The following is a 16,491-nucleotide window of genomic DNA, read 5'->3' on the forward strand; positions in this document are numbered from 1 at the left end:
CAGGCTTCCATGCTTTCAAATGGCAATTCCTATTACACACACGTTCACTGTTTGAGCATGTTTTCGAGTTCTAGATACTCTTTCATTTTTTTAATCAGCGCTGGTTTAAGCTCTTCACGCTGTATAGCGAATTCTAATGTTGTTAACACAAACCCTAGTTTTTCACCCACGTCGTAGCGCTTGCCTTCAAAATCGTAGGCATAGACTTGTTGTTCCTCGTTTAACTTTTGAATCGCGTCGGTAAGCTGAATTTCTCCGCCTGCGCCAGTCTCTTGTTTTTCTAAATGGGCAAAGATTTCTGGCGTTAGCAAATAGCGTCCTAAAATCGCTAAGTTCGAAGGCGCCTCTTCCACTTTTGGCTTTTCAACAAAGCGACTAACGCCATACAAGCGCCCTTCTTGGTTTGCAGGGTCAATGATTCCATACCGATTTGTTTCTTCTCTAGGAACTTGCTGGACGCCAATAATACTGGCTTGCTTTTCCTCATATTGTTCAATGAGCTGTTTTAAGCAAGGCTTTTCGTGTTGGACAATGTCATCGCCAAGCAAAACGGCAAATGGCTCGTTGCCAATGAATTTGCGAGCGCACCAAACCGCGTGACCAAGTCCTTTTGGTTCTTTTTGGCGAATGTAATGAATATCGACTTTGCCCGCTTGTTGTACCGCTTCAAGGAGCTCAAACTTTTCTTTTTTCGCAAGGTTTTCTTCGAGTTCAAACGCATGGTCAAAGTGGTCTTCGATTGCGCGTTTGCCTTTTCCAGTAACAATAATAATGTCTTCAATTCCTGACTCAATCGCTTCTTCAACAATGTATTGAATCGTCGGCTTGTCGACAATTGGCAACATTTCTTTTGGCATTGCTTTTGTGGCCGGCAGGAAACGCGTTCCTAGGCCAGCTGCTGGAATAATTGCTTTTTTGATTGGTTTCATTTCGAAAAACTCCTTTACCGGCAGGCCATTATACCATTTTGATTGGTCTCGGTTATTTTACTTTAACGCCTATATTGTTGTTGACTGTTTTATACAGATTAAACTTTTTGCCGTTATCAAGTTTAGCGGTCAATGTGGATTCCGTTCGTTTTTTAACTCGTTTCTTTTCATAATCCTCATACATCAGGGTAAACTCGTACGAGCCTTTTGGAAGAACGTTTAATTCTTCCATTTTCAGTGAAACCACCACAGCATCCTCTTGCTGTTTTACTGCATTCGGTAGCTGGTAGACGTTCTCCACATTCGCCCTGTTTATTAAGGCAACTCCTTCAATCGGAGACAGGGAATGGCCAGTCAATTTAATTTTCAGTTGAATTTTTTCTAAGTCTTGCATTTCTGTTTCCAATTCCGCTTTTAACCGAACGGGAATTTTCACTTCTTTCCCGTTTTCCAGTACAGCAACGTTGTAAGGAAGTCCGTTCTCTAAAATCTGTTTTGTTTCTCCACCTTTTTTTGACCATTTTGCCAATGCTTCTAGCGTGCCATAATCTTTTGCCATTGCCAAGTCAAAATAAATAGTGTTTATGGGCTTAATAATCGTCTCTCTAATTTCATAAGGGCGTTTTGCCTTTTTGAAAATGCCTATTGCCTCATGGAATTTGTCATAATACAGTTGTTTATCTTTGCTTTTTACAAAGTGTTTCCGGTCAAAAAGCCTAGTAATGCAGTCAAATTCAATTAAGCGGTTGACGATGTTTTTTTCTTTTTCTGGCTCCAGATTCTTGTTTAATACGTATTTTAGAACTTTAATGTTCGAATCCATTTTCTCGCCAATATTCGTTTGTTTTGTTAGTGAATTGTTGTCATCGATTCGATTTAAATAATAAATCGTCTCGGTTGTTGTTGAGATTTCTCCTGCAGCCAAAATCACATCTATAAAAAATTGCTTGTCCTCAGCAAACTTCATTTCTGGATAACGGATTTTATGATGTTTGATTAAATCTAAACTCATCATCCGCGCTCTTGGCCCTAAATGGTAAAACAAATGCTTGATCGAAAAAGGGGAGACATTGTGCCTGACTTTACTCGATTCGTATCTTCCAATAACATTTTGTCCTTTTGAATCAACTTGAATCGACTTTCCAACGGCATACTTTCCATTTGTCTTTTCTAACAAATCATATAAAACTTGAATGCCATCTAACGCAAGCCAATCGTCTGCGTCTACATACATAATGTACTTCGAATTTGCCAAATGCGTTCCCAAGTTCCTCGGAAACGCCGGGGTACCAGTGTTCGTTTCCAGGAAAATACTAACGACGTTCTTGTAGGTTTCTGAGTAACTCTTCAACACTTCCCTTGATCCGTCATTTGAACCATCGTCGACAAGAATGCACGTTATGTTTTCAAACCCAATCGTTTGCTTAACAATCGAATCAACTGTCTTCTCTAAGTAAGCGATCGCATTATATACAGGCACTACTACAGACACCTTCGTACCATTTCTAAGCGCTGCTTCATTTAATATCGAGTAATCCACCTTGTTGTAGTACGCTTTTTCATCTTCCTTTTTAGCGAAAAAATTGAAGATACCCATTTTTCCCCACTCCTATCTGCCCCTCTTCATAGATGGCCTTTATTTTGCGGAAACGATGACTTTTTCAGCAATTTTTTCAGAGGCACGGCCATCATCCAAGTGGCAATATTGATCATAGAATTTTTCTATTCTTTCCTTATAAAGCTCCTTGGTTTCGTTCAAGTTTGCTAATGCAGCAATAATTTCATCGGTTGTCTTCAATAATGGGCCAGGCACGTCTGTTTCCAGGTCAATGTAGAAACCTCTCAACGTGTCTCGGTACTTCTCAAGGTCGTAAGTAAAGAACAAAATCGGTCGTTTTAAGTTTGCATAATCAAAGAAGACAGACGAATAGTCAGTAATTAGAACATCCGCCAACAAATAAAGCTCGGTCACATCATCATACTGTGAAGCATTATAGACAAAATCCTCTACTCCGGAGAAATCCAATTTATCCGCTATAAAGTAATGAGTGCGGATCAAAAAGAAATACTCATCACCAAGCGTTGCTTTTAATTTTTCCAGATCAAGTTGTAACTTAAATTTGTATTGCCCTGGTTTGTAAAATTCATCATCACGCCAAGTAGGCGCATAAAGGACAATTTTTTTGTCTTTTGGCAACTGCAGTTTTGCTTTCAGCTGATCTGCGATTTGTTCTTTATTTTCTGCGTAAAGCAAATCATTCCTTGGATAACCATGTTCCAATATCTCGTTATCAAACATGAACGCCCGTTTGAATATCTCAGTCGAATAATGGTTAGCAGAGACAAGATAGTCCCACGCCCTCGATTGGAGATAGAAATCTTTTTTATAATTCGGGTTAGCTGAATGTACTTCATTCATATCAAATACTAACTTTTTTAAAGGGGTTCCATGCCAAGTTGCAAGAAATACTTGTCCAGGCCGTTTAACAAACCATTTAGGCTGACGCATATTATTAACGTGGAATTTCGCTCTCGCCATAAAGTACAAATGTTTTAAACCAAAGCGTTTTACTTTCACGACCCCTTTAGGTTCTTCTCTGTCTGGATTATTAAAAACCCATATATGCTTGTATTTACCCGGATAGGTGCGATTTAAATACTCATAAATGTATTTTGGGCTATCTGAATAGTTTCTACCTAAAAAGCTCTCATACAAAATATAGTCTTTCTTGATGGCCATTTTCTTTGTAAACCATTTTTGATAAAGAACCCGCCGATATGATCCTGGTTTCTTTTTAATCTTTTTCAACATACGGAAATTCAACCGCCTATTTGCCATTCGAGCGGCCTTCTTATAATGGCCTTCACACAAAAGTTGGATTTCTTTTTGATGGATTGAGCGGCTAAAAGAAAATTGGTCTAGCCCGATTTGTTTAAATGCGTCAGACCAAATGCCCTTATATACGTCATCTGGATCCTCATTATAAATCCCGTTTAAATACTTATAGTGGTAAGCCTTTAAAAAACGTTTAAGCAAAACGTTTTTGAACGGATGGCCGTCCTCTAATGAAGCTATTGCCTGTGCCATTGATTGCGGATACCATTCAATGCCATTTAACGCTTGCGCAATAGACGGGTCATTAATTGGATCATTGCGGATCAATTTTAAATAAATGGCATCCTTGTCGTACACGACGGCCTTCGTCGTTTTGGTATACGCTTGTGAAGTAAACAAAATATCACTAAAGCCAAGGACATTTTCATCAAAATAAATGCCATGCTCCACAATAAATTCGCGCTTAAAAAGAGTGTTGAGAGCAGAAGCACGGTATTTTTTTACTGCTAATGTTTTCGGCTTTGCTATCCTATTGTCTAAAAGGCGCTTCAACATCCTGCTATAGGAAGAAGGTAGATGAACGGACACATTTGTTTCTTTAATTGCTCCAAGGATAACATCGTAAGAGTCACTATTGGACTTTGCTGACTCCAATAGTACATATAGAGTGTGTTCATGCAGAAAATCATCGACATCTAAAAAATAGAGGTACTCCCCTGTTGCTACCTCAATGCCTTTATTTCGCTTTTCATTAACATTTTTTAATTCAGTGTCCACTACAACTTTTATATCAACATTTGGATTTTCCTTGTTCTCCAATTGAACTTGTTCAGCCAAGGGGGAATCCCCTTCTAAAATGACAATCCATTCAACGTTTGCTTGTAATTGCCCTTTTACTGTTTCATAGCAACGTTTTATGTATTTCTCGTCTTGTTGGCTTACAGGTGTGACAATGCTAATTTCGTACATATATATAAAGCCACCTTCCTCGAAAAAAAATGAGCTCCACACTCAATCTAAATTAAAGCATGGAGCTCCCTTTCTAGTATGAAATTCTAAATGGGAATTTATCCTTGCTTCGCCTCTAGCAATTCCGTCTTAATTTTTGTCGTCGAAATACCAGCAGTACGCGGCAAATAAACTACTTCGCAATACTCTTTTAAGAAATCGAATTTGCCTCTCCAATCGTCTCCCATGACAAAGACATCGATATCATATTTTTGTACGTCTTCCACTTTTTGCTCCCACGTATTTTCAGGAATGACTTCATCTACATAACGGATCGCTTCAAGGATCATTTTGCGGTTTTCAAAACTGTGGTACGCTTCTTTTTGTTTAAGGGCATTAAACTCGTCAGATGAAATGGCGACAATCAAATAGTCACCTAAATCTTTCGCCCGTTTTAGTAAATTAATATGGCCCCAATGGAGCAAGTCAAACGTTCCGTACGTAATTACTTTTTTCAAGATGCTCTCCTCCTATGGTCACTGTAGCGGTTCTTCTATCGTTCGAGTCGATTCTACACTTAGTTTGCAATAGTATCAGTATAGCATATTTTACAGGCAAGCATTTTGTAATTTCTTGGGGAAATCCGGTAGAATTAAAAGCTTCGCACCGTTAAGAAAAAACGGGCACATACTTTTAAGGCAAACACGAGCAAAAAGCCGCCGATATACCAACTTTGCGCAGTTGTAGGCTGAATCCCTGTCACCAACGTAATTAGCGCCAAGACGAAAAAGAAACCTGGCAAACCTAACAACACGCCAGCGGCCTCAAATAGAAGCCCTTTTGTACGAATTTTATTGACTGGGTCACGTGCATTTGGCGCTTGCGAATGTGTAAGCTGGTAGGCGATAGGTACGAATAACGCCATAATGATTAAAACGATGAGCAGATACAGGATACCTCGCCCGACTGAATCCAATTGCACATAGTCTAAGGCCACCATAAGTGACAAAGGCATAGCCAAATACACAGGGAGCGTTGCTCCTTGGATGAGCAAGTCAATAAAGTAGCCTTTCTTTGATGTGTTATTGGAAATCCTCGCCATTTCACCATCAACGCAATCAAACAAATAGCCTATGTTATAACAGAAAAAAGCAACAATAAATGCAGCTGGAGTAGCCTGCAATAGCCAAAAACCCGAGAAAGCCACAAAGAAAGCGCTCATCCAGCTTACTGCATTTGGCGTCCATTTCCACTTTAAAAACACAATTGTGACATAGATGGAGAGACGCCGCAATACATACCAAGACCAAAGATCTTCTTTTATACTGTAGGATTGCGCTTGTTGACGGTAGGCGTAGATCGCTTTTGTATCAAGCCACGTTGTGGGGAGTTTGTTATTCTCCATTAAAAACCTTCCTCCTTGAAAACTTCCGTTACAACTCTGCTAGCCGCATTACCGTCTTCCAAGTGACAAAACCGCTCGAGAAAGGCTTCGTATTTTTCCTTATATGGTTTCATGCCTTCGGCGCTAAGTTGCTCAATCGCTGCTGCTACTTCTGCTGTTGTCCGCACAACCGGCCCCGGCGCTTCCGCCTCTAAGTCAAAATAAAAGCCGCGAACTTCATCCCGGTACTCTTCTAGATCATAGACAAAAAAGATCATTGGCTTCCGTGTATTGGCGTAATCAAAAAACACAGATGAGTAATCTGTGATTAACAGATCGGACAATAAGTAAAGTTCGTTAATATCATGGAACTCAGATACGTCTTTTACAAATTCACCGTATGCGTCTAAATCAAATTGTTCCTTTATGAAAGAATGGAGGCGCAACAAAATGATCGTATCATTGCCAAATCGCGCAAAAAGCTCATCTAAGTCCAATTGCAAATCGAATTTATATGACCCAAGCCCATAATGTTGGTGATCTCTCCATGTTGGCGCATACAAAATCACATTCTTGCCGTTCGCAATGCCGTACTTTTTCCGCAAGCGGCGTGATGCTTCGCCTAGATCTCCTTGATACAGAATATCATTTCGTGGGTAACCTGTCTCTAAAATTTGTTTGTTGAACGCAAACGCTCTTCTAAAGATCGCAGTAGAATACGGGTTAGGCGAAAGCAAATAATCCCAATGGCTTGCTTCAGTTTGGAAATTTTTTATATACGTTGATTTTGATATGCCAGGCATACGAACCTGTTCCATATCGCCGACTAGCTTTTTCAGCGGCGTGCCGTGCCAAGTCTGTACATACGTAGTATGGGCCGGTTTTGGCACCCAATTGGGCATTCGGCTGTTAGTCACCCAAAAACCAGCACGGGCCATATAATAAAACCATTTTACACTAAGCCGCCGTACATATGGAATTTGCTGTGCTTCAAACTTGCCAATATGATCTTTATTGACGCTCCAGACAAGTTCATAGGGCATGTCATGGGAGCGCATGTATTCATAAATCGCCCGTGGATTGCATGAATATTGCTTTCCTGAAAAACTTTCAAACACAACAAGCTTTTTTTTGGCCGGCAAGCACGCAAAACAGGCAAACATAAATCTGGAAAGCATCCTTATTATAGGAAGCTGTTTGATTTTTTTTCGCATTGTTTCCCCCAAACAAACAGATATCCCCACAAATCATCGCGGGGATATGGTCTTATTCGCATCACGTTCATCATAGTCAGTTTTTCACATGGCCGAAATGGGGCTTACTTCACGGACACTTTTTCGCTTTTGCGGTATACACGACCCGCTTTCTGCGGTGCCGCTTCCCCTTCTGACTTTGCTTTATTTATGACAACCAAGATCGTTTGCATTAAAATAATGCAGTCCAGCCAAAACGAATAGTTGCGAATATAGTGTAAGTCAAATTTGAGCTTTTTATCAACGTTCGTCGTATATTTCCCCATCACTTGGGCATAACCGGTAATTCCTGGTTTAACCGCGTGGCGGTAGTTGAACCATTTGTTCTCCCGCTGGAATTTTTCTGCAAAGAAATCCCGTTCTGGGCGAGGACCGACTAAAGACATGTCGCCGATCAAAACATTGATCAGTTGCGGCAGCTCATCAATCCGAGTTTTACGGATGAACTTGCCTGTTTTCGTAATCCGATCGTCATCTGATTTAGCCAACGTAGGTCCTGTTTTGGCCTCTGCGTCCATCACCATTGAGCGGAACTTTAAAATGTTAAAAGGTTGATGGTTTTTCCCTAGCCGCTCTTGTTTAAAGAAAATCGGCCCGCCATCTTCCAACTTAATCGCGATCGCTGTTAAGAGCATGACCGGCAGCGTAGCAATTAGCATCACACTTGATGCAGCAATGTCAACAGCCCGTTTAATAAGCAGTTGCGTTAACGTTAACGTAAAAGGCTTTACTTGCATGACCATCGTATCGTCCATGGTTGTGACCGATGTATTCATCAAAAGCATGTCGTTCACTTTCGGTACGACGTAAACAAGCTTTTTCTTTTTCATCGCATGGAACATGAGACGGTCCTTCTTGCCTTCGTCTAGCCCTGAACCGAGAAAGACGACATCGTATTCCATTAGCTTCGTCCGCAGTTGAGCAAGCGACTCGCGTTTATCGTACCATCTAACGTAGCTGCTTTTCGATAAGAATGTCGACAAGCTATGTTCCATTTCGGCAAACTCTTCCTCCGAGCCGATAAACATGACTTTCCCTTTTCGCGAAAGCTGGCTGTATTTCGTATAGGCCCCTTTCCAAATAAGCAACAAGATAAAAGCGAGCACATGGGCTAGAAGCAAAACGGAACGGGGCAGCGCAAATTCCCGGAAAAAGAATGACACAGTCATTGTCAATAGCATAATAAATGTCAAAGATATCGCCAATTTACGGACGAGATCCCACATATCATGCTGCACAAGACGGTCCAATTCATAAATGCCAAGAAACAGCACACTAATAAGCAAAATCCAAGGAGCCACTGAGCCAAATGCCTCGTAGTTCTTTGGCGTCATCTGGCCCCTTAAAATCGAAAAGGCTAAGCCATATGAGGAGATAATAAGCAGCAAATCGACAAGCATCGTTAAGCCGCGGGTCATTCGATTTGGGATCATAGTAGGCATCTGCATGACTCCTAGTTTCGTAGTTTTCGTCTAACGACATTTTAGCATACGAATATAAGAAAGTCTTTACAGATCCTTAACATTCAATGAAAATCCACAGCTACTCGATATTTTCTCATATTGGCAATGAAGGGCGGCAGTCGCTCTTTTAACGGCCCGCCGTCCAGTAGGCTTTTGTAAAGAAAGCTTTAAAGGATCCATAGCCTCGGAAAAAATGAAGGCAAAAAAACGTCCACATGCATGGAAGCAACCATTTCCAACCTTTCTTCCTCGCAAAACCGGTTGACGCATAGGCACTGGCGCCGATATAGGCAATTACACATAGAGCAAAAAACAACGCAAAGCCGGGATGAAAAAAGGAGGCCGCCAGCAGTGCAAGGCCGGCTATAAACGCAAATAACGGCGCTTTGTGGCGGTTTCCAAGGGAGCCAGGCGTCACGCGGTTGGCAACAATCGTCCACATGCCGTCGCCTAGCGACTTGTCTATAAGGCCGCCTATTGTGCTTCTGACATAGTAAGTAGAACAAATGGTTGTCGAAAGAAAAAACGTTTTTCCGGCGGCGCGCATCCGTTTGTGGAATTCCAAGTCTTCGTTTCGTTTTAATTGCTCGTTAAAATAGCCGACTTCTTGAAATACACTTCGTTTATAAGCGCCATATGGCACTGTGTCGACAAAGCCTTCCCAAACTTGGTCACTAGCCAATGTACGGAATTTAGAGTTGCCGACGCCAAAAGGATGGGAATAGACATATTCATTGATGCCACCTTGGACGCCCTCGCCTTTAGATTCAATGATACCGCCTACGACATCAGCATCAGGCCGTTTACGAATCACCTTCGCATAGCGGAGCAGAAAGTCATCAGGAATCGATGTATGGCCATCAATCCGAAGAACGTACTCCCCTGAGGCTTCCTTAATCGCTAAGTTCCAGCCGACTGGAAGCGTTTGTTTCGGGTTATCGACCAATTTAATGATCGGATGCTTCTGTTGGTATGAGCTCACAATTTCTCGTGTATTGTCCGTCGAATGGCCGTCTACCACAATCAGCTCCATCTCGAAACCGTTGCGTTGCTGGTTAAGCACTTGCTCAAGCAGACGACCAATATAAGCTTCTTCGTTGCGTAAGACGAGCAATACGGAAAAAAATGGCGTGCGCTGTTCTGTCTGCTCGCCCATTTCCTCTCCCCCTGATTCATGTATTGACAATGGTGATAATACTACCGGAAAGTGCCTTAGAAGTAAACATTCTTCCCCCCATTTACATGACTGGCATAGAATTTTAGGGAATTTTGTTGTTTTTTCTTCTATTACCGGCAAAGCCATTTTATACTAGATAGAGACTTAAGCATACAGAAAGGACGACATTGATTGAAGAACACAGTCTTTACAGCACTGATAGTGGTTAGTGTTGTTGGCATGGTGATCGCCCACTTTCATTACCAAAATCGCGTTAATACGATTGCAAAAGAGGCTATTTCCCAAGCATCTGTCGACACACACAGCCAAGAGAAAACAACCAAAGCGGAGCCTGATAGCGAGGCAATTGAAATCGGCGGATGGCTTGGCGATTTTCTTGACAGCCAAGACGATGACTCGGCGCATATTGTCTTTTTCGGTTCTAGCTCCATTGAGAACGAAAACGGAAAAAGCTGGCCAGAGCTTGTGATGGAACAAATTAAAAATGAAGCTGCTTCGCCTGCTATCGATTACGAAGTGATTTCAGTCGGAAGCGACACAACAAGCGACCAGCTTCTGGAAGAAGGGTTTGCCGAAAAGATTGCAGCATCCGAGCCTGACGTGCTTGTGCTCGAATCACTGACGCTTAACGACAATGGCAATCTTGTAGCATCTGACTCAATTGCCCACCTTTCTGCTTTTATTGACGCTGTTTCCGAACAAATTCCAGGGATTGAAATCATCCTTGTGCCGACAAACCCAATCGGCCCAGCAACCGTCTACCCTGGACAAATTGATGTGTTAAACGAACAAGCCCCTTCTCTCCCTGTAACGTATGTGGACCATTGGGATGCTTGGCCTGCCGAGGAAGAAATGGCCGCATACGTGGAAAGCGGGCGACCGACAAGTGAAGGCCATGAACTTTGGGCGTCGGCTTTTAGTCAATTTTTCATTGGCGAGTAAGCAGTTTGCTTTTCATTTTTTCAAAATGCGCTATAATGGACGTTCTGTTCACATGAACAGAACGTCCTTTCGTTTTTGGCCAAAAAAATGTTTTTTAAAAGTTATACACAAGCGTTTCCCTTCGTGGACAAGCCTCTGTTCTAATTGTGCACAGGTTGGGGATAAATCAATATATTGATTAATTCTCGTTTATCATCTACCATATGTGGTATACAAAACAATAATCAAACACAAAAAGATTCTTTGTACAGGGTTGTGATGAAGGTGAAAATTGTTTTTGATTCAAAAACGGGAAACGTCAAACGATTTGTGGCGAAGTTGCCATTTGACGACATTGAACAAATTGACGACATGACCACGGTGGACAAGCCTTTCGTATTGATTACGTATACGACTGGTTTTGGCGACCTCTCGCCTAGGACACGCGTCTTTCTTGAAAAGAACCATGAGCAGCTGCAAGGAGTAGCTGCAAGTGGAAACCGCATTTGGGGAGACCGCTTTGCAAGAAGCGCAGACACCATCGCAAACATGTACAATGTTCCTGTTCTTCATAAATTCGAGCTAAGCGGAACGTCTAGAGACGTCGACGCTTTTTTACAGGGGGTAAATTCAATTGGCACAAGTTCCAAAGTGGGTTCAGCTTAACAACGAGCTAATGATTACAAAGGACGGCGGCTACCAGTTTGAAAAGGACAAAGAAGCTGTACATAGCTATTTCGTAGACTACATTAACCAAAACACCGTCTTTTTCCATGATCTTGAAGAAAAGATCGACTACTTAATTGAAAATGATTATTACGAAGAAGAGCTTCTGCGCTTGTATACGATCGACGAAATTAAAGCAGTGATGGACATTGCCTATAACAAAAAATTCCGTTTCCCGTCGTTCATGAGCGCTTTTAAATTTTACAATGATTACGCGCTAAAAACGAATGACAAAAGCAAAATTTTAGAGCGATATGAAGACCGTGTCGCCATTGTTTCCCTTTTCTTCGGAAACGGGGATGTTGAAAAAGCCAAAGCGTTAGTAAATGCCATGATTTCGCAAGAGTTCCAGCCAGCGACGCCCACGTTCCTCAATGCAGGACGTAAACGGCGCGGCGAACTCGTTTCCTGCTTCTTGCTTGAAATTAACGATTCATTAAATGACATTAGCCGAGCTGTCGACATTTCAATGCAGCTCTCAAAGCTTGGCGGCGGTGTGGCCCTTAACTTATCAAAGCTACGCGCGAAAGGCGAGGCAATCAAAGACGTGGCTAACGCAACAAAAGGCGTTGTCGGCGTCATGAAACTTCTCGACAATGCGTTTCGCTATGCCGACCAAATGGGGCAGCGCCAAGGGTCTGGTGCAGCGTACTTAAATATTTTCCACGCTGACATTAACGACTTTCTTGACACGCGGAAAATTTCTGCTGATGAAGACGTACGCGTTAAAACATTGTCGATTGGCGTCGTTATCCCTGACAAGTTTATTGAGTTGATGCGCGAAGATAAAGATGCATACTTGTTTTATCCACATACTGTTTATAAAGCTTACGGCCAACATTTTGATGAAATGGACATGGAAGAAATGTACGAAACGCTTGTTGACGACCCGCGGGTACGGAAAGAAAAAATCAACCCTCGTCGTCTGTTCCAAAAGCTGGCGATCTTGCGGTCCGAATCCGGCTACCCATACATTATGTTTGCCGATAACGTGAACAAGGCCCATGCAAATGGCCATATTAGTAATGTCAAGTTTTCAAACTTATGTTCGGAAATCTTACAAGCCTCAGAAGTATCGACTTACACCGACTACGGCGAGGAAGATGAAATCGGCCTTGACATTTCCTGCAACCTTGGGTCGATTAACATTATGAATGTGATGGAAAACAAATCGCTTGAAAACACGGTTAGCCTGGCGACAGACGCTTTAACGCGCGTATCAGAGTCAACCAATATTACAAATGCGCCAGCTGTGCGCCGCGGTAACAAACTGATGAAATCAATCGGCCTAGGCGCAATGAATTTGCACGGTTACCTAGCGAAGCAGCATATTGCTTACGAAAGCGAAGAAGCTCGTGATTTTGCCAATACCTTTTTTATGGCGATGAACTATTTCTCTATTAAACGGTCTGCTGAGATTGCCAGGGACCAAGGTGAAACGTATCACGGTTATGAAGGCAGCACGTACGCTGACGGCTCCTACTTTAAAAAGTATATCGAAAATGACTTCACGCCTAAATTTGACAAAGTCAAAGCGCTGTTTGACGGCATGTTTGTGCCAACAAAAGAAGATTGGCAAGCTTTGCAAGCCTTTGTTGCAGAACACGGCCTTTACCATAGTTACCGATTGGCGATCGCGCCAACTGGTTCGATTTCTTATGTACAGTCGGCCACGGCAAGCGTCATGCCGATCATGGAACGGATTGAAGAACGGACATACGGCAACTCCAAAACATACTATCCAATGCCTGGGCTTAATGCGAACAATTGGTTCTTCTACAAAGAAGCCTATGACATGGATATGTTTAAAGTCGTTGATATGATTGCAACGATCCAACAACACGTCGATCAAGGGATCAGCTTTACGCTTTTCCTAAAGGATACGATGACGACCCGTGATTTGAACCGAATCGACCTTTATGCGCACCATAAAGGCATCAAAACCCTTTACTACGCGCGCACAAAAGATACAGGGCAAGACAACTGCCTTTCTTGTGTCGTTTAACAAAGTTTAAATGCAACCTAAAAAGGAGAGTGCCTAATGACGCACGTCTACGATGCGGCCAACTGGTCCAAGCATGAAGATGATTTTACGCAAATGTTTTATAACCAAAACGTCAAACAGTTTTGGCTTCCCGAGGAAGTCGCCTTAAATGGCGACCTTCTCACGTGGAAGTATTTGACGCCTGCCGAAAAAGACACGTATATGAAAGTGCTTGCCGGCTTGACGTTGCTCGACACCGAACAAGGAAACACTGGCATGCCTCTTGTGGCAGAACACGTCCAAGGCCACCAACGCAAAGCGGTTTTGAACTTTATGGCAATGATGGAAAACGCCGTCCATGCCAAGTCTTATTCAAACATTTTCATGACGCTTGCTACATCAGAAGAAATCAATGATTTGTTTGAATGGGTCAAAGTCAACCCCCGCCTCCAAAAAAAGGCCAATACAATCGTCTCGATTTACAAAGACATTAAACGCGGCGACGACATTTCTCTTTTTAAAGCACTAGTCGCTTCTGTCTACTTAGAAAGCTTTTTGTTCTACAGCGGTTTCTACTACCCGCTTTATTTCTATGGCCAAGGAAAGTTGATGCAAAGCGGTGAAATTATTAACCTCATTCTTCGCGATGAAGCAATCCATGGCGTATACATTGGGCTGCTGGCACAAGAGATTTACAACAAGCAATCTCCTGATACACAAAAGGAACTGCACCAATTTGCGATTGAGCTTTTAGATGAACTGTATAAAAATGAGCTCCTCTATACGGAAGATCTGTATGATCAAGTGGGGCTTTCCCATGATGTAAAAAAATTCATTCGCTACAATGCCAATAAAGCGTTAATGAACCTTGGCTTTGATCCTTATTTTGAAGACGAGGACATCAACCCGATCGTCCTCAATGGACTGAATACAAAAACGAAGTCACATGACTTTTTCTCGATGAAAGGAAACGGCTACAAAAAAGCAACGGTTGAACCCCTCCGTGATGAGGATTTCTTCTTTCCAGAAGCAGAGGAAAAAGCAAAGCAAGAGCAGCGTTAATCGTGGGTTATCGACCTTGTCGATAACCTTCCAAGAGCAGGATGAATCGCCTGCTCTTCCTTTTTGCTTTTCGCAAAGTTAAAAAAATCCTCTTGCTTTGCATGCCTAGCTGTACGATAATGTACATGTTCAACGATCAGCAGCGATGCCTTTTCACTTGCTGCTTTTTCGACAGGGGGAAACTACGTTGGGAAAAATGGATGAAATGATTGTTGTCGCACCGCGCAAACACGTTTTCCATAACGAAACGCTTGCTTTTCAAGGCGTTGTGAGCGAACGGGAACAAGTCGCAACGATTATGAACCGCCTTAACCGCCACTTCAGCGAGATGCGCCGTGGCAATGCAGAAGAAGACACCACTTACAAACAGCCAATTCCTTATGTCGTCATTCGTCGTGGGAAAGAAATCTACTCCTACGAACGCCTAAGCGGCGGCGGCGAGGCCCGCTTGCATAATCAACTTTCCATTGGCTTTGGCGGCCATATGAATGCCATTATGTCATCAAGCTTTATTGAAATGCTTGAAGCCAATACACATCGAGAATTACACGAAGAACTTATTTTTGATGCAAGCAAGCAAAAAGCAATGAAGACGATTGGCTTAATTAACGACGATGCCAACGAAGTCGGCCGCGTCCACCTAGGTATTCTCTCCGTCCTTGATCTCGAAGAGGATACAGACGTTGCCATCCGGGAAACAAATCAACTTGCCGGGCGTTGGGTTACCCTTGAAGAGCTAAGCGCTCAGCCGATGTATGACCGGCTAGAAAGCTGGTCCAAATTCGTTGTTGATATTTTAAACCATACTTCTTAATACGTTAAGCCCGCTATATGTAAATAGCGGGCTATTATTCGGACTTCTACACAACCGTTGCTCCCAATGCTTGCTGAAAGTGGCGCAAGGCCCACTCATGGCCAGATTCATCGAAACTAGCAACGCCGTCTTTATAAATAGTTAATTTGTAGCCAAGGGAATATGCATAAACGGCTGTATGAAGCACGCAAATATCAGTAACGTCGCCAACAAGATGGACATCCGTAATGCCTCTTTCCCGCAATAGCAAATCAAGATTGGTTCCGACAAAAGCAGAGTAGCGTGTTTTATCAAGCCATAGGACATGACCCTCTCCCTTTATCCGCTCATATTGAGTGCCGACCTTTCCATACAGTTCGCGCCCTTTCGTGCCACGGATGTTATGGGGCGGAAAAAGCGCTGTTTCCGGGTGGCATTGATCGTTTTGTTCGTGCACATCAACGGCATAGACGACTAAATCACCGGCCCGGTGGAACGCCTCGACTTTGTCTACAATCGTAGCTTCAATCGCTTGCCCTGGCGCTCCTACCGTTAATGCTCCTTCATCGGCAATAAAATCATACGTATAATCAATCACAAGCAAAGCTTTCATCGCTTCACCTTCCTCTTTTCTTCCTATCATAACGCAAAAAGCGAACCACGCCTATAAAATGTGAATCCATGTACAACACGATGCTTTTTTGATACGTTATCGTTAAAAGGAGGCGTTTCTGTGAAAACTGTTGATGAACTTCAAGCCACGCTAGCTGAATTAAAAAGCGATTTTGTCCGCATCCAAGGCGACGTCGAAAAAATTGAGACAACTGGCGGCAATGTCGCACAAGCAGTAAAACAGCTAACTGCTTTAGAAGAGGAAATTGCAAGTGTGAGGAAACAACTTAACGAGGCCATTAAGAATAGGGACAAAGAGGACGCGTAGCGCCTCTTTGCTTTTTTCATGTCCGCCCTTCTTTCCACATAGGTATAGAGTATTAACAAGAGGAAAGAGGGTTTT

Annotated in this window: 15 protein-coding genes; 6 read left to right on the plus strand and 9 right to left on the minus strand. The window is 42.6% G+C overall.

The window, feature by feature from the left end; translation table 11 throughout:
• Window positions 1–44 precede the first annotated feature (44 nt).
• The 8 genes from galU to V5G21_RS04090 all read right to left on the minus strand — a co-directional run bounded on the left by galU (window position 45) and on the right by V5G21_RS04090 (window position 9,969).
• The gene (galU, locus tag V5G21_RS04055; RefSeq protein ID WP_011247940.1) at window positions 45–929 is read right to left on the minus strand and encodes a UTP--glucose-1-phosphate uridylyltransferase GalU; all 885 of its coding nucleotides are present in this window, start codon (window positions 927–929) and stop codon (window positions 45–47) included.
• A gap of 52 nt (window positions 930–981) precedes the next feature.
• The gene (locus tag V5G21_RS04060; protein ID WP_011247941.1) at window positions 982–2,526 is read right to left on the minus strand and encodes a glycosyltransferase family 2 protein; all 1,545 of its coding nucleotides are present in this window, start codon (window positions 2,524–2,526) and stop codon (window positions 982–984) included.
• 39 nt (window positions 2,527–2,565) lie between these two features.
• Entirely contained in the window at window positions 2,566–4,734 is a 2,169-nt protein-coding gene (locus V5G21_RS04065; protein ID WP_035202789.1) for a bifunctional glycosyltransferase/CDP-glycerol:glycerophosphate glycerophosphotransferase, read from the minus strand.
• A gap of 98 nt (window positions 4,735–4,832) precedes the next feature.
• A complete protein-coding gene (gene tagD / locus V5G21_RS04070) occupies window positions 4,833–5,231 on the minus strand; it encodes a glycerol-3-phosphate cytidylyltransferase (RefSeq protein ID WP_011247943.1) in 399 nt (132 codons plus the stop codon).
• A gap of 134 nt (window positions 5,232–5,365) precedes the next feature.
• Entirely contained in the window at window positions 5,366–6,118 is a 753-nt protein-coding gene (locus V5G21_RS04075; RefSeq protein ID WP_338465236.1) for a CDP-alcohol phosphatidyltransferase family protein, read from the minus strand.
• A complete protein-coding gene (locus V5G21_RS04080) occupies window positions 6,118–7,311 on the minus strand; it encodes a CDP-glycerol glycerophosphotransferase family protein (protein ID WP_035202790.1) in 1,194 nt (397 codons plus the stop codon). The genes V5G21_RS04075 and V5G21_RS04080 overlap by 1 nt, the downstream gene beginning before the upstream one ends.
• A 104-nt stretch (window positions 7,312–7,415) precedes the next feature.
• On the minus strand, window positions 7,416–8,792 hold the full coding sequence (locus V5G21_RS04085; protein WP_035202792.1) for a sugar transferase: 1,377 nt from the start codon (window positions 8,790–8,792) through the stop codon (window positions 7,416–7,418).
• 148 nt (window positions 8,793–8,940) lie between these two features.
• Window positions 8,941–9,969 carry a glycosyltransferase family 2 protein gene (locus tag V5G21_RS04090; RefSeq protein ID WP_011247947.1) on the minus strand — a complete coding sequence of 343 codons (1,029 nt, stop codon included), beginning with the start codon at window positions 9,967–9,969 and terminating at the stop codon, window positions 8,941–8,943.
• Window positions 9,970–10,161: 192 nt separating this feature from the next.
• On the opposite strand from V5G21_RS04090, the gene V5G21_RS04095 reads away from it, so the two are divergent.
• The 5 genes from V5G21_RS04095 (at window position 10,162) to V5G21_RS04115 (ending at window position 15,497) form a co-directional block, all read left to right on the plus strand.
• Complete coding sequence (locus tag V5G21_RS04095; protein ID WP_011247948.1) at window positions 10,162–10,932, plus strand: SGNH/GDSL hydrolase family protein; 771 nt, start codon at window positions 10,162–10,164, stop codon at window positions 10,930–10,932.
• A gap of 258 nt (window positions 10,933–11,190) precedes the next feature.
• Window positions 11,191–11,577, plus strand: coding sequence for a class Ib ribonucleoside-diphosphate reductase assembly flavoprotein NrdI (gene nrdI, locus V5G21_RS04100; RefSeq protein ID WP_035202793.1), 387 nt, complete (start codon window positions 11,191–11,193; stop codon window positions 11,575–11,577).
• Window positions 11,540–13,642: a class 1b ribonucleoside-diphosphate reductase subunit alpha gene (gene nrdE / locus V5G21_RS04105; protein ID WP_035202795.1), complete on the plus strand. Its 2,103-nt coding sequence runs from the start codon at window positions 11,540–11,542 to the stop codon at window positions 13,640–13,642. The genes nrdI and nrdE overlap by 38 nt, the downstream gene beginning before the upstream one ends.
• 36 nt (window positions 13,643–13,678) lie before the next feature.
• A complete protein-coding gene (nrdF, locus tag V5G21_RS04110) occupies window positions 13,679–14,683 on the plus strand; it encodes a class 1b ribonucleoside-diphosphate reductase subunit beta (protein WP_011247951.1) in 1,005 nt (334 codons plus the stop codon).
• 187 nt (window positions 14,684–14,870) lie between these two features.
• Window positions 14,871–15,497, plus strand: coding sequence for a hypothetical protein (locus V5G21_RS04115; RefSeq protein WP_011247952.1), 627 nt, complete (start codon window positions 14,871–14,873; stop codon window positions 15,495–15,497).
• A gap of 46 nt (window positions 15,498–15,543) precedes the next feature.
• Here V5G21_RS04115 and V5G21_RS04120 read toward each other — a convergent pair whose 3' ends face one another.
• Complete coding sequence (locus V5G21_RS04120) at window positions 15,544–16,089, minus strand: cysteine hydrolase family protein (RefSeq protein ID WP_011247953.1); 546 nt, start codon at window positions 16,087–16,089, stop codon at window positions 15,544–15,546.
• 120 nt (window positions 16,090–16,209) lie between these two features.
• Here V5G21_RS04120 and V5G21_RS04125 point away from each other — a divergent pair, with 120 nt between their 5' ends.
• Window positions 16,210–16,416, plus strand: a complete 207-nt coding sequence (locus tag V5G21_RS04125) for an SE1832 family protein (RefSeq protein ID WP_011247954.1) — start codon at window positions 16,210–16,212, stop codon at window positions 16,414–16,416.
• The last annotated feature ends 75 nt before the right edge of the window (window positions 16,417–16,491 follow it).

Source organism: Shouchella rhizosphaerae (assembly GCF_036700015.1).
GTDB lineage: Bacteria > Bacillota > Bacilli > Bacillales > Bacillaceae_D > Shouchella > Shouchella rhizosphaerae.

Excerpts from the sequence above, each read along its gene's own strand:
- V5G21_RS04065 (WP_035202789.1), bottom strand. The coding sequence starts at position 4,734 with ATGTACGAAATTAGCATTGTCACACCTGTAAGCCAACAAGACGAGAAA.
- V5G21_RS04085 (WP_035202792.1), bottom strand. The coding sequence starts at position 8,792 with ATGCCTACTATGATCCCAAATCGAATGACCCGCGGCTTAACGATGCTT.
- V5G21_RS04090 (WP_011247947.1), bottom strand. The coding sequence starts at position 9,969 with ATGGGCGAGCAGACAGAACAGCGCACGCCATTTTTTTCCGTATTGCTC.
- galU (WP_011247940.1), bottom strand. The coding sequence starts at position 929 with ATGAAACCAATCAAAAAAGCAATTATTCCAGCAGCTGGCCTAGGAACG.
- V5G21_RS04120 (WP_011247953.1), bottom strand. The coding sequence starts at position 16,089 with ATGAAAGCTTTGCTTGTGATTGATTATACGTATGATTTTATTGCCGAT.
- V5G21_RS04080 (WP_035202790.1), bottom strand. The coding sequence starts at position 7,311 with ATGCGAAAAAAAATCAAACAGCTTCCTATAATAAGGATGCTTTCCAGA.
- V5G21_RS04075 (WP_338465236.1), bottom strand. The coding sequence starts at position 6,118 with ATGGAGAATAACAAACTCCCCACAACGTGGCTTGATACAAAAGCGATC.
- nrdF (WP_011247951.1), top strand. The coding sequence starts at position 13,679 with ATGACGCACGTCTACGATGCGGCCAACTGGTCCAAGCATGAAGATGAT.
- V5G21_RS04060 (WP_011247941.1), bottom strand. The coding sequence starts at position 2,526 with ATGGGTATCTTCAATTTTTTCGCTAAAAAGGAAGATGAAAAAGCGTAC.
- nrdI (WP_035202793.1), top strand. The coding sequence starts at position 11,191 with ATGAAGGTGAAAATTGTTTTTGATTCAAAAACGGGAAACGTCAAACGA.